The 13,469-nt window shown below is 70.2% G+C and carries 5 protein-coding genes, 1 tRNA gene and 1 rRNA gene; 6 read left to right on the top strand and 1 reads right to left on the bottom strand.

From position 1 onward, the window contains the following. The 3 genes from rrf to AB0N31_RS27555 form a co-directional block, all read left to right on the top strand. Positions 1–87 (top strand): 5S ribosomal RNA (rrf, locus tag AB0N31_RS27565); the annotation flags it as partial. 114 nt (positions 88–201) lie between these two features. Beyond that, on the top strand, positions 202–864 hold the full coding sequence (locus AB0N31_RS27560) for a DegT/DnrJ/EryC1/StrS family aminotransferase (RefSeq protein WP_366061132.1): 663 nt from the start codon (positions 202–204) through the stop codon (positions 862–864). Between the two features lie 75 nt (positions 865–939). Then, positions 940–1,012, top strand: a tRNA-Thr gene (locus AB0N31_RS27555). Positions 1,013–1,073: 61 nt separating this feature from the next. Here AB0N31_RS27555 and AB0N31_RS27550 read toward each other — a convergent pair. Continuing rightward, positions 1,074–3,815 (bottom strand): SpoIIE family protein phosphatase, encoded by a 2,742-nt coding sequence (locus AB0N31_RS27550; RefSeq protein WP_366061125.1) that lies wholly within the window; start codon positions 3,813–3,815, stop codon positions 1,074–1,076. Positions 3,816–4,142: 327 nt separating this feature from the next. Between AB0N31_RS27550 and AB0N31_RS27545 the strand changes: the two genes are divergently transcribed. The 3 genes from AB0N31_RS27545 (at position 4,143) to AB0N31_RS27535 (ending at position 13,411) form a co-directional block, all read left to right on the top strand. After that, a complete protein-coding gene (locus AB0N31_RS27545) occupies positions 4,143–9,608 on the top strand; it encodes a HAMP domain-containing protein (RefSeq protein ID WP_366061124.1) in 5,466 nt (1,821 codons plus the stop codon). 244 nt (positions 9,609–9,852) lie between these two features. After that, positions 9,853–10,539 carry a response regulator gene (locus tag AB0N31_RS27540; protein ID WP_366061123.1) on the top strand — a complete coding sequence of 229 codons (687 nt, stop codon included), beginning with the start codon at positions 9,853–9,855 and terminating at the stop codon, positions 10,537–10,539. A 154-nt stretch (positions 10,540–10,693) separates the two neighbouring features. After that, entirely contained in the window at positions 10,694–13,411 is a 2,718-nt protein-coding gene (locus tag AB0N31_RS27535) for a DNA translocase FtsK (RefSeq protein WP_366061122.1), read from the top strand. Positions 13,412–13,469 lie beyond the last annotated feature (58 nt).

Genomic DNA, 13,469 nt, shown 5'->3' with positions numbered 1-13,469 from the left:
GGTCACATTCCGAACCCGGAAGCTAAGCCTCACAGCGCCGATGGTACTGCAGGGGGGACCCTGTGGGAGAGTAGGACGCCGCCGAACAATCTTTCAAAGGGTTGGGCCCTGAACTTCGGTTCGGAGCCCAACCCTTTTTTGTTCTCCGTCACTTGACGTTCACGTCCCGCACCCAGCATCCAGGGCATGGGGACTGCTGCAATGCTCAGGGCCGCAGGTGTCGGAGTCGGTGACGAGGTCGTCGTGCCGGCGTTCGGAAACGTCGAAGTGGCGGAAGCGGTCATCCGGTCCGGCGCGCTTCCCGCCTTCGCCGACGTGGACCCGGTCACCTACTGCCTGGACCCCGTCGCCGTCGAAGCGGCCATAACTCCGCGGACGGCGGCCGTCGTTGCCGTACACCGGTTCGGCCGGCCGGCCGACGTCGGGCGGCTGCGCGAGGTGGGGCAGCGGTACGGACTGCTGGTGCTGGAGCAGGCGGAGCCCGACGCGCCGTACGACGAGGTGGCGCAGCGACGGGAGCGGGCCGCGTATCTCGACGCGCGGTTGCGCGGCGTACGGACACCCGACGGCGGGGACGGGCACACCTATCAGCAGTACGTGGTGCGGGTGCCGGGGAACGGGAGACCCGATCGGGACGCGTTCGCACGGGCCCTGCGGGCCAGGGGAGTTGACTGCCGGGTGCCGGTGAGGACTCCGCTGCACCGGCTGTCCGGCCTCCGGCGTCACGTGTCGTTGCCGCAGACCGAACTGGCTGCCGACGAGACGCTGGCGCTGCCGGTCGACGCCTCGCTGGCGAAGCGGGACATGCAGCGGATCGTGTCCGCGTGCAACGCACTCGGGGGACTGCTTCAACCTGCCTTCTGAGCGAGTTTGGGAACACGGCTCCGTTCGGGGTATGATCTATTCCGTTGCCGCGGGGGAAACCCCGACAAGTGACTGGCCCCCTTAGCTCAGTCGGCAGAGCGTCTCCATGGTAAGGAGAAGGTCAACGGTTCGATTCCGTTAGGGGGCTCCGCAAAAGAAAATCCCCTCGCCCTTCCGGGCGGGGGGATTTTTTCGTTCCCGCTCCTTCCTCACGCCACGCGCATCGCGAGGATGGCCATGTCGTCGGACGGCGCGTCCGAAGCGAAGCGCTCGACCGCGCGCATGATGCGGGCCGCGACCGCGCCCGCCGTCAGACCCGTGCAGGTGGTGAGCACGTCGGCGAGGCCGTCGTCGCCCAGCATGCGGGTGCCCTCACGGCGCTCGGTGACGCCGTCGGTGACACAGAGCAGGACGTCGCCAGGATCGAGGGTGATCGTCTCCTCGTACAGCTCCAGGTCCTCCATGACGCCGAGGAGCGGCTGGGGTTCGGCCGCCGGCTCGACCGTGCCGTCCTGGCGCAGGCGGAGGGGGAGGGGATGACCGGCGCAGACCACCTTCAGCTCCGCGCTGCCGTCGGCCTGCGGGCGCATCTCGCCGTAGAGGAGGGTCAAGAAGCGGCTGCGGGCGCCCTCGTCGAGGATCGCGGAGTTGAGGCGCTCCAGGACCGCCGGGCCGCTGAGGCCCTCCCTGGCCAGCAGGCGGAGGGCGTGGCGGGCGAGGCCGGTCACCGCGGCCGCGTGCGGGCCGGTGCCGCAGACGTCGCCGATGGCGAAGCCGTAGGCCCCGTCGCGGATCGGGAAGAGGTCGTAGAAGTCGCCGCCCACCTCGTTGCCCTCGCCGGCCGCGCGGTAGATGACCTCCACCTCGACGCCGTCGATGTCGGGGAGTTCCGGGGGCAGGAGGCTGCGCTGGAGGGACTGGCTGATCGCCGTGCGCTCGGAGTAGAGGCGGGCGTTGTCTAGGGCGAGGGCCGCCCTGCGGCTGAGGTCCTCGGCCAGCTCCAGGATCTCCTGGCGGAAGTGCTCGTCGGTGGGCTTGCCCAGGGTCAGCATGCCGATGACGCGGTTGCGGGCGACCAGGGGGAGGACGACGGTCTCGCCGCCCACCGCGGAGGCGGTGGCCAGGGTGGGGCCGATGCCCGAGGACATCTGATGGGTCGGTCCGCCGGTCAGACCGAGGCTCCGCATCGAACTGCGCAGGGCCGCGTCGTGCGCCACCTCGCCGGGGGCCGACCAGACGCGGGCGCCCGGGGTGGGTACCGGGTCCGGCGGGGCGATCTTCGAGAGCAGCGACTTGATGCCGTCGATGAGTTCCTCGTCCTCGTGCAGGACGTACGACAGATACGGCTCGGAGGCCTGGTCGGCGATCGTGTAGACCGCGCACCAGGTGGCCAGCGTCGGGACCGTCATCTGCGCCATCAGGGCCAGGGTCTGGTCGCGGTCGAGGGTGCCGGCCAGCAGGTCGGAGGCCTCCACGAGGAAGCTGAGGGAGCCGCGGCGCAGCCGCTCCAGCTCACCCAGGCGGGCCGACTCGACGGCCAGCGCGATGCGGTCCGCGGCGAACTGGAGGCGCAGCGCCTCCTCGTTGGAGTAGCGGCCGGGGCCCTCGGCCGCGACGCCCAGGGAGCCGGTGAGACGGCCCTCGACCTTCAGGGGGACCGTGACGACCGAGCGCATGCCGGTGCCGCTGAGGAGGGGGACCGCGCCGGGGACGGCGAGGAGGTCCTCGTGGACGGCCGGCATGCGGGCGGAGCCGTACCGGCCGGGGCCGGCCTCGACGGGGACGCGGGCGAAGCGCTGGCGGGCGGAGGGCAGGCCCGTGGAGGCGCGGACCTCCAGCTCCGTCTCGTCGTCGGTCGCGAGGAGGAGGAAGGCGGAGTCGCCGTCGAGCATGTCGCGGGCGCGTTCCACCGTGCGCTGGAGGAGGCCGTCGAGGTCGTCGGGGGCGGGAGAGCCGATGAAGACCTCGAACGGGTCCGCGCCCTGGCCGTCCGCGGGGCCGGTGTCGGTGGCGGGAACGCGCGTCGGTGACTGCAGGACGGCACGTTCGTGATCGCGGACGAGGAGGCAGACCGTGGAGGGGTCGCCGCCGGTGTCGCGGACGCGCAGGTGGGAGGCGTAGACCGGGATCACGCGGCCGTCGGCGCCGCGGATGCCGTAGCTGCCCTCCCAGCGGGAGAGCCGGAGGGCCTCGACGATGCCGGTGCTGGTGCCGGGGGTGTGCGGCCAGGCCGCGAGGTCGGTGAGGGGCTTGCCGACGACCTGGTCGGCGGGGTAGCCGAAGAGTTCCTCGGCGTCCTCGTTCCAGGCCGAGATGGCGCCGGTGCGGTCGATCTGGACGACCGCGACGCGCACCCGGCTGTCGGCGAGCGGCAGCAGGTCCGCGGGCAGGACCGGGCCCGCCGAGCGGGTCCCCACCGGGCGGTCGGGCAGGTCGAGCTGGAACCAGACGGTCTTGTGGGTGGGCGTGTACTCGACGCCCCAGCGGGCGGCGATGGCCGCGCACAGCTGGAGGCCGCGACCGCCCTCGCGGTCGGGGCTGCCCATGGTGGCCAGGGAGCCCTGGAGCGGAATCTCTCGTTCGGGGTAGCGGTCGGCGACCTCGATGCGCACGGCGTCCTCGTGGCGCAGGCACAGCAGGTCCGCGTGGGTGCCCGCGTGGACGACCGCGTTCGTCACCAGTTCGCTCGTCAGGACGACGGCGTCGTCGATGATGTCGGCGAAGCCCCAGCCCTGGAGGGTGTCGCGGACGAACCCGCGGGCGGTCGCGACGGATCGCCCGACGGGCTCGAAACTGGCAGCCGCGCGCGCGGTGATCACAGAACTCCTCGGCCGGTCGTCGACGTGCTTGGCGTGTTCCCGGCCGTCCTGCTCGCGTCGCTGCTGGGGCGGAAGCGCGCCCGTCGGCCGGGGGTCCGGGGGCTGTCCCCCCGGGATCAGTCCGGTGGTCATGTGTGCGGCCGCCCCTCCGATGCCCGCTCGTGCTCGTGCCACCGCCCAGACCGGACGAACCGGCGTGGCTGGACAGCCGCATGCAAGGTTACTTACCTTCCCCGTCCCCGCGGATGCCGGTCAGTTGTGTTTCCACCCCAGGGTGTGCGGACGGTGTGCGAAAGCTGCCGAACTGTTATGGCCGGGTTGGGCGGGGGTGAAACACTGGGCAGGCTTCTTGTGAAGGTCCGGCAGACTGGGTGTCTTGTGTGTTCGCCGGGCAGCAGCCTCTTGGGCCTGCCTGATTACATCGGCAGTACGACGGTCGACCCCTCCGGGAGGGACAACGTGGAGTCTGGCGCAGCGACGCGGGGCACGAAGGCGCGCGCGAAAGGCGGACAGACCCTGAGCGGGCAGCGATCACTCCGAGGCGGGACCACGACGGTGGACACCGCGGCCCTGAACCGGCTGCTGGCCGCCCTGGTCTCGATGCGGGAGGGAAACTTCCGCAAGCGGCTCACGGTGCCCGGCGACGGCGTGATGTCGGAGATCGCGGCCGTCTTCAACGAGGTGGCCGACCGTAATCTGCACCTCACGGGCGAGCTGTCGCGCGTACGGCGCATGGTCGGGCGTGAGGGGAAGCTCACCGAACGGCTGGAGACGGGGGCCTGCGAGGGCTCCTGGGCGGCCGCCATCGACAACTCGAACGCGCTGGTCGACGATCTGGTGAGGCCGGTTTCCGAGGTCGGGCGGGTGCTGTCGGCGGTCGCCGAGGGTGACCTGTCGCCACGGATGGAGCTGCGGACGCACACCCCCGAGGGGGCGGGGCATCCGCTGCGCGGGGAGTTCCTGAAGGTTGGGCGGACGGTCAACAACCTGGTCGACCAGTTGTCGACGTTCACCGACGAGGTCACGCGCGTGGCCAGTGAGGTGGGCACCGAGGGCAAGCTGGGCGGGCAGGCCCAGGTGCGCGGCATGTCGGGTTCCTGGAAGGACCTGACGGAGTCCGTCAACACGATGGCCGAGCGGCTGACGGCCCAGGTGCGCGACATCGCGCTGGTGACGACGGCGGTGGCCAAGGGCGACCTGTCGCGGAAGGTCACCGTGCACGTCGAGGGCGAGATGCTGGAGCTGAAGAACACCGTCAACACGATGGTGGACCAGCTGTCGGCGTTCTCGTCCGAGGTGACCCGGGTGGCCCGGGAGGTGGGCACCGAGGGCATCCTGGGCGGCCAGGCGAGGGTGTCCGGCGTCGACGGTGTGTGGAAAGAACTCACCGATTCCGTGAACACCATGGCCGGCAACCTCACGGCCCAGGTGCGCGGGATCGCGGAGGTCACGACGGCGGTCGCCAACGGCGACCTGTCGCGGAAGGTGACGGTGCCGGCGCGCGGTGAGGTCGCGCAGCTCGCCGAGACGATCAACCAGATGACGGAGACGCTGCGGATCTTCGCTGACGAGGTCACGCGCGTCGCCAACGAGGTCGGTGCGGCGGGACAGCTGGGCGGTCAGGCGAACGTGCCGGGGGCGGCCGGGACGTGGAAGGACCTCACCGACTCGGTCAACACCGTGTTCCGCAACCTCACGACGCAGGTGCGGGACATCGCCGCGGTGACGACGGCGGTGGCCAACGGCGACCTGTCGCAGAAGGTCACCGTGGACGTGGCCGGCGAGATGCTGGAGCTGAAGAACACCGTCAACGGGATGGTCGACCAGCTGTCGGCCTTCGGTGCCGAGGTCACGCGTGTGGCGCGCGAGATCGGTGTCGAGGGTGAGCTGGGCGGTCAGGCGCAGGTGTCGGGCGCGGCCGGGACGTGGAAGGACCTGACGGACTCCGTCAACACGGCGTTCCGGAATCTCACCGGACAGGTGAGGAACATCGCCCAGGTGACGACGGCGGTGGCCAACGGCGACCTGTCGCAGAAGGTCACCGTGGACGTGTCCGGTGAGATGGCCCAGCTGAAGAACACCGTGAACACGATGGTGGACCAGCTGTCGTCGTTCGCCGACCAGGTGACGCGGATGGCGCGGGACGTGGGTACGGAGGGCCGGCTCGGCGGGCAGGCCCGCGTGGACGGCGTGTCCGGCACGTGGAAGGAGCTCACCGACTCGGTCAACTCGATGGCGGGGAACCTGACGTCGCAGGTGCGCAACATCGCGCAGGTGACGACGGCCGTGGCTCGGGGCGACCTGTCGCAGAAGATCGACGTCGACGCGCGCGGGGAGATCCTGGAGCTGAAGAACACCATCAACACGATGGTCGACCAGCTCTCGGCGTTCGCCGATCAGGTGACCCGGGTGGCGCGCGAGGTGGGCACCGCCGGGCAGCTCGGCGGGCAGGCGCAGGTGCCGGGCGTCGCCGGTGTGTGGCGGGACCTGACGGACTCGGTGAACGGCATGGCCGGCAACCTCACGGCTCAGGTGCGCAACATCGCGCAGGTCGCCACCGCGGTGGCCCGCGGTGACCTGTCCCAGAAGATCACCGTGGACGCGCGCGGGGAGATCCTGGAGCTGAAGAACACCCTGAACACGATGGTGGACCAGCTGTCGTCGTTCGCCCAGGAGGTCACTCGCGTGGCCCGTGAGGTGGGTACGGAGGGGCAGCTCGGCGGACAGGCCGAGGTGCAGGGGGTCTCCGGCACCTGGAAGGACCTCACCCAGTCCGTGAACTTCATGGCGAACAACCTGACCATCCAGGTGCGTCAGATCGCCGAGGTCACGACCGCGGTCGCCAAGGGCGACCTGTCGAAGAAGATCACCGTCGACGCCAAGGGCGAGATCCTCGAACTCGTCACCACCGTCAACACGATGGTGGACCAGCTCTCGTCGTTCGCCGAGCAGGTGACCCGGGTGGCCCGTGAGGTGGGCACCGAGGGCATCCTGGGCGGCCAGGCGCACGTGCCGGGCGTCACCGGCATCTGGAAGGACCTCAGCGGCAACGTCAACCTGATGGCCAAGAACCTGACCATGCAGGTGCGCAACATCTCCCAGGTCGCGGCGGCCGTCGCCAACGGCGACCTGACGCGGCAGGTGACCATCGAGGCGCGCGGCGAGGTGCAGCAGCTCGCCGACACCTTCAACACCATGGTGAGGACGCTGAGTTCGTTCGCCGAACAGGTCACCAAGGTGGCCCGTGAGGTGGGCACCGACGGCATTCTGGGCGGTCAGGCGCATGTGCCGGGTGTGGCGGGTACGTGGAAGGACCTCACCGACTCGGTGAACGGCATGGCGTCCAACCTGACGGGTCAGGTGCGCAACATCGCCATGGTCACGACGGCCATCGCCAAGGGTGACCTGACGAAGAAGATCGACATCGACGCGCGCGGGGAGATCCTGGAGCTGAAGACGACCATCAACACGATGGTCGACCAGCTGTCCTCGTTCGCCGAGGAGGTCACCCGGGTCGCCCGTGAGGTGGGCACCGAGGGGCAGCTGGGCGGTCAGGCACGCGTGCGTGACGTGGACGGCACCTGGCGCGACCTCACCGAGTCGGTGAACGAGATGGCCGGGAACCTGACCCGGCAGGTGCGGGCCATCGCGCGGGTGGCGACCGCGGTGACGCGTGGCGACCTGAACCTGAAGATCGACGTGGACGCGTCCGGTGAGATCCAGGAGCTCCAGGACTACATCAACAAGATGATCGCCAACCTGCGCGACACCACGATCGCCAACAAGGAGCAGGACTGGCTCAAGGGCAACCTCGCACGCGTGTCCGCGTTGATGCAGGGCCGGCGCGACCTGGAGGACGTGGCCTCGCTGATCATGAGTGAGCTGCCGCCGCTGGTGGCCGCGCAGCACGGCGCGTTCTTCCTGGCGATGCCGACGGCCGACGGCGCGGACGACCACTACGAGCTGCGGATGCTGGGCTCGTACGGCTACTCGATGGGGTCGATGCCGACCTCGTTCCGGCCGGGTGAGGCGCTGGTGGGCACGGCGGCCGAGGAGAAGCGGACGATCCTCGTCTCCAACGCGCCGAGCGGCTATCTGAAGATCTCCTCGGGGCTCGGGGAGGCGCCTCCGGCGCAGGTGATCGTGCTGCCGGTGCTGTTCGAGGGCAAGGTGCTCGGGGTGATCGAGCTGGCCTCCTTCACACCGTTCACGCAGATCCAGAAGGACTTTCTCAACCAGCTCGCCGAGATGATCGCGACCAGCGTCAACACCATCTCCGTCAACACCAAGACGGAGCAGCTGCTGAAGCAGTCGCAGGAGCTGACCGAGCAACTGCGCGAGCGGTCGGCGGAGTTGGAGCAGCGGCAGAAGGCGCTCCAGGCGTCCAACGCCGAACTGGAGGAGAAGGCGGAGCTGTTGGCCCGGCAGAACCGGGACATCGAGGTGAAGAACACCGAGATCGAGGAGGCGCGGCAGGTCCTGGAGGAGCGGGCCGAGCAGCTCGCGGTGTCGATGCGCTACAAGAGCGAGTTCCTCGCCAACATGTCGCACGAGCTGCGTACGCCGCTCAACTCGCTGCTGATCCTGGCCAAGCTGCTCGCCGACAACGCCGAGGGGAACCTCTCGCCGAAGCAGGTCGAGTTCGCCGAGACGATCCACGGGGCCGGATCCGACCTGCTGCAGCTGATCAACGACATCCTCGACCTGTCGAAGGTCGAGGCGGGCAAGATGGACGTCTCCCCGACGCGTATCGCGCTCGTGCAGCTCGTGGACTACGTGGAGGCCACCTTCCGGCCGCTCACCGCAGAGAAGGGCCTGGACCTGTCCGTGCGGGTGTCGCCGGAGCTGCCGGCCACGCTGCACACGGACGAGCAGCGGCTCCTCCAGGTGCTGCGCAACCTGTTGTCCAACGCGGTGAAGTTCACCGACTCCGGCTCGGTGGAGCTGGTCATCCGGCGGGCCGGCACGGACGTCCCGGTGGCGATCCGGGAGCAGTTGCTGGAGGCCGGTTCGCTGGCCGACGCGGACGCGCCGCTGATCGCGTTCTCGGTGACCGACACCGGCATCGGGATCGCGGCCGGCAAGATGCGGGTGATCTTCGAGGCGTTCAAGCAGGCCGACGGCACCACGAGCCGCAAGTACGGCGGCACGGGCCTGGGACTGTCGATCTCGCGGGAGATCGCGCAGCTGCTCGGCGGTGAGATCTACGCCCAGAGCGAGCCGGGGCGCGGCTCGACGTTCACGTTGTACCTGCCGCTGCACCCGAGCGAGCTGCCGCCGCAGGGCTACCAGCAGCTCGTGCCCCAGCTGGAGGCCGGGGACCTGGTGGCGTCCGAGAGCGGGATGCGGGAGCGGTCGGAGCTGTCCGGGCAGCAGATCCAGACGCCGGCCGAGGTGCGGTCGTACCAGGACGCGCAGAACGGTCCGGCGGCGTTGTTCCGGCGCCGGCGCCGTTCGGCGGCCGGGAGCGAGCCGCAGGTCGGGCGGCCCGAGCAGTGGGCGCCCGTGCGGCAGGAGGCGGCGCCGCAGGGGTCCCGGGGCATCCGGTTCGGCGGCGAGAAGGTGCTGATCGTCGACGACGACATCCGTAACGTGTTCGCGCTGACGAGCGTCCTGGAGCAGCACGGGCTGTCGGTGCTGTACGCGGAGAACGGCCGCGAGGGCATCGAGGTCCTGGAACAGCACGAGGACGTGGCGGTCGTCCTGATGGACATCATGATGCCGGAGATGGACGGGTACGCGACGACCACGGCGATCCGTCGGATGCCGCAGTTCTCCGGCCTGCCGATCATCGCGCTCACCGCGAAGGCGATGAAGGGCGACCGGGAGAAGGCGATCGAGTCGGGTGCGTCCGACTACGTCACCAAGCCGGTGGACCCCGACCATCTGCTGGCGGTGATGGAGCAGTGGATGCGCGCCGAGTGAAGGGAACCGTGCGGGAACGTGGGGAGTTGTTGACTCACGGTGTCCGGAAGTGTGTAGAGGGGCGGGATGCGGGGAACCTTCTGGTCTTCCGCCGCGTTCCTGCTACGTGCACAGTGACATCACGGTGACAGGGTGTGGCGACGGTCGGGGTGCGGCTACCATGACCGGCACAAGGAAGGGCGGCGCAAAGGAGTCGTCCCCAGGGGCGGCGCCCGGTGCACTGCCGGGGCGAGGAGGGCGGGCCATGGTGCAGAAGGCCAAGATCCTCCTGGTCGATGACCGGCCGGAGAATCTGCTGGCGCTGGAGGCGATCCTCTCGGCGCTCGATCAGACGCTGGTGCGGGCATCGTCCGGGGAAGAGGCGCTCAAGGCACTGCTGACGGACGACTTCGCGGTCATTCTGCTGGACGTCCAGATGCCGGGAATGGACGGCTTCGAGACGGCCGCGCACATCAAGCGGCGGGAACGGACCCGGGACATCCCGATCATCTTCCTCACGGCGATCAACCACGGCCCGCACCACACCTTCCGCGGATACGCGGCGGGGGCGGTGGACTACATCTCCAAGCCGTTCGACCCGTGGGTGCTGCGCGCGAAGGTCTCCGTGTTCGTCGAGCTGTACATGAAGAACTGCCAGCTGCGGGAGCAGGCGGCCCTGTTGCGGCTCCAGTTGGAGGGCGGCGGAGGCAAGGCGGCGGACGGCGGCGTCAAGGAGTCGGCCGGGCTGCTGGCCGAGCTGTCCGCGCGGCTCGCGGCCGTCGAGGAGCAGGCCGAGGCCCTGTCCAAGCAGCTCGACGACGAGTCGGCGGACGCGGCCGCGGTGGCCACGGCGGCGCATCTGGAGCGCAAACTCACCGGTCTGCGTCGGGCGCTGGACGCGCTGGAGCCCGGCACCGGAAGCGGCCCGCCCTCCGTGACGTCGCAGAACTGAACCGCAACGGGCACGGGCCGTGCCGCAGTTGTGCGTGAGCGGGTGTCAGCCGGGCGAGGGCGCGCGTCAGTTCCGCGTCCCTCCCGGAGCGACACGAACGGGTGAAGCAGCGGTCACACGTGTCCCCTGCCGTCTCCCCCGGTAACCTCATACCATGGCCTCACGTCCCTCCGCAGCCAAGAAGCAGCCCGCCAAGAAGGCGGTCGCTCCCGCGAAGGCTCCGGCGAGGAAGGCCGCCGCCAAGAAGGTCCCGGCGAAGAAGGCCCCCGTCCGGAAAGCCGCGGCCAAGAAGCCCGCGCCCCAACCGGCCCCCAGTCCCACCGGGGGCGTCTACCGGCTCGTCCGCGCCGTCTGGCTGGGCCTGGCGCACGCCGTCGGCGCGGTCTTCCGCGGCATAGGGAGCGGAGCCAGGAACCTCGACCCCGCCCACCGCAAGGACGGCGTCGCGCTGCTGCTGCTCGGCGTCGCGCTGATCGTCGCCGCGGGCACCTGGGCCGATCTGCGCGGTCCGGTCGGCGACCTCGTCGAGATCCTGGTGACCGGCTCCTTCGGCCGGCTCGACCTGCTCGTGCCGATCCTGCTCGCCGTCATCGCCGTACGGTTCATCCGGCACCCGGAGAAACCCGAGGCCAACGGCCGTATCGTGATCGGTCTGTCGGCGCTGCTCATCGGCGTGCTCGGACAGGTCCACATCGCCTGCGGCTCGCCCGCCCGCAGCGTCGGCATGCAGGCGATAAGGGACGCCGGCGGTCTCATCGGCTGGTCCGCCGCGACCCCGCTGACGTACGCCATGGGCGAGGTTCTCGCCGTACCGCTGCTCGTGCTGCTCACCGTCTTCGGGCTGCTGGTGGTCACCGCCACGCCCGTCAACGCCATTCCGCAGCGGCTGCGGCAGCTCGGGGTGCGCCTCGGCGTGCTGCACGAGGCGGCGGCCGAGGAGTACGACGAGTTCGGCGACGACGAGCGGTACGACGAGCAGTGGCGTGAGGCGCTGCCCGCGCGCCCCCGGCGCCGCTCCGGCGCACCGGAGGCGTACGACCCCGAGGGCGCGGAGCAGGAGGCCCTCGGCCGGCGCCGCGGACGGCCCCGGCGCTCGGCCGTGCCGCAGCCCGCGATGGACCGGCAGAGGGACGCCGTCGACATCGCGGCGGCCGCGGCGGCCGATCTCGACGGGGCCGTGCTGCACGGCATGCCGCCCTCCCGGATCGTCGCCGACCTCACCCAGGGCGTGAGCGTCGACGACCGCGAGCCCACCCCGCCGACGCCCGTGCCGGCCCCGGCCGCCCGTCCCCGGCAGGAGAAGCCCAAGGCCGGTGTCGTCCCCGACCTGACCAAGGCCGCTCCCGAGGCCCCCCGCGAGCTGCCGCCGCGTGCCGAGCAGCTCCAGCTGTCCGGCGACATCACCTACGCGCTGCCCTCGCTCGACCTCCTCACGCGCGGCGGTCCCGGCAAGGTGCGCAGCGCGGCCAACGACGCGGTGGTCGCCTCGCTCACCAACGTCTTCTCGGAGTTCAAGGTCGACGCCGCCGTCACCGGCTTCACCCGCGGTCCGACGGTGACGCGCTACGAGGTCGAACTCGGCCCCGCCGTGAAGGTCGAGCGGATCACCGCCCTGACGAAGAACATCGCCTACGCCGTCGCCAGCCCGGACGTGCGGATCATCTCGCCGATCCCGGGCAAGTCGGCGGTCGGCATCGAGATCCCCAACACCGACCGCGAGATGGTCAACCTGGGCGACGTGCTCCGGCTCGCGGAGTCCGCCGAGGACGACGATCCGATGCTGGTCGCCTTCGGCAAGGACGTCGAGGGCGGCTACGTCATGCACTCGCTGGCGAAGATGCCGCACATACTCGTCGCCGGTGCCACCGGTTCCGGCAAGTCGTCGTGCATCAACTGCCTGATCACCTCGGTCATGATGCGGGCGACCCCCGAGGACGTCCGGATGATCCTGGTCGACCCCAAGCGCGTCGAGCTGACCGCCTACGAGGGCATCCCGCACCTGATCACGCCCATCATCACCAACCCGAAGCGGGCCGCCGAGGCACTCCAGTGGGTCGTGCGCGAGATGGACCTGCGCTACGACGACCTGGCCGCGTACGGCTACCGGCACATCGACGACTTCAACCGCGCCGTGCGGGAGGGGACCGTCAAGCCGCCCGAGGGCAGCGAGCGCGAGCTCCAGCCGTACCCCTACCTGCTGGTGATCGTCGACGAGCTGGCCGACCTGATGATGGTCGCGCCGCGGGACGTCGAGGACTCGATCGTGCGGATCACCCAGCTCGCGCGTGCGGCCGGCATCCACCTGGTGCTGGCCACCCAGCGGCCGTCGGTGGACGTCGTGACCGGCCTGATCAAGGCGAACGTGCCGTCGCGGCTCGCGTTCGCCACCTCCTCGCTCGCCGACTCGCGGGTCATCCTCGACCAGCCGGGGGCCGAGAAGCTGATCGGCAAGGGTGACGGACTGTTCCTGCCGATGGGCGCGAACAAGCCGACGCGCATGCAGGGCGCCTTCGTCACCGAGGCCGAGGTCGCCCTGATCGTGCAGCACTGCAAGGACCAGATGGCGCCCGTCTTCCGGGACGACGTCACCGTCGGCACCAAGCAGAAGAAGGAGATCGACGAGGACATCGGCGACGACCTGGACCTGCTGTGCCAGGCGGCCGAGCTGGTCGTGTCCACCCAGTTCGGGTCGACCTCGATGCTCCAGCGCAAGCTGCGCGTCGGCTTCGCCAAGGCCGGGCGGCTGATGGACCTGATGGAGTCGCGGAACATCGTCGGCCCGAGCGAGGGATCGAAGGCACGTGACGTTCTGGTGAAACCCGACGAGTTGGACGGAGTGCTCGCCGTGATCCGCGGGGAGTCTGAAGGGTAGGGGTTCCCGCGTGGGGACGGTGGCTGTTCGTGACTCACCCGTTAGGGAGCGGCGGGCA

Origin of the sequence: Streptomyces sp. NPDC051051, assembly GCF_040682975.1 — a bacterium.
Taxonomy (GTDB): domain Bacteria; phylum Actinomycetota; class Actinomycetes; order Streptomycetales; family Streptomycetaceae; genus Streptomyces.
This window is presented reverse-complemented; position numbering and strand designations above follow the sequence as displayed.

Bases quoted from the DNA above. Each gene is read 5' to 3' on its own strand.
- AB0N31_RS27560 (WP_366061132.1), top strand. From the start codon at position 202: ATGCTCAGGGCCGCAGGTGTCGGAGTCGGTGACGAGGTCGTCGTGCCG.
- AB0N31_RS27550 (WP_366061125.1), bottom strand. From the start codon at position 3,815: ATGACCACCGGACTGATCCCGGGGGGACAGCCCCCGGACCCCCGGCCG.
- AB0N31_RS27540 (WP_366061123.1), top strand. From the start codon at position 9,853: ATGGTGCAGAAGGCCAAGATCCTCCTGGTCGATGACCGGCCGGAGAAT.
- AB0N31_RS27535 (WP_366061122.1), top strand. From the start codon at position 10,694: ATGGCCTCACGTCCCTCCGCAGCCAAGAAGCAGCCCGCCAAGAAGGCG.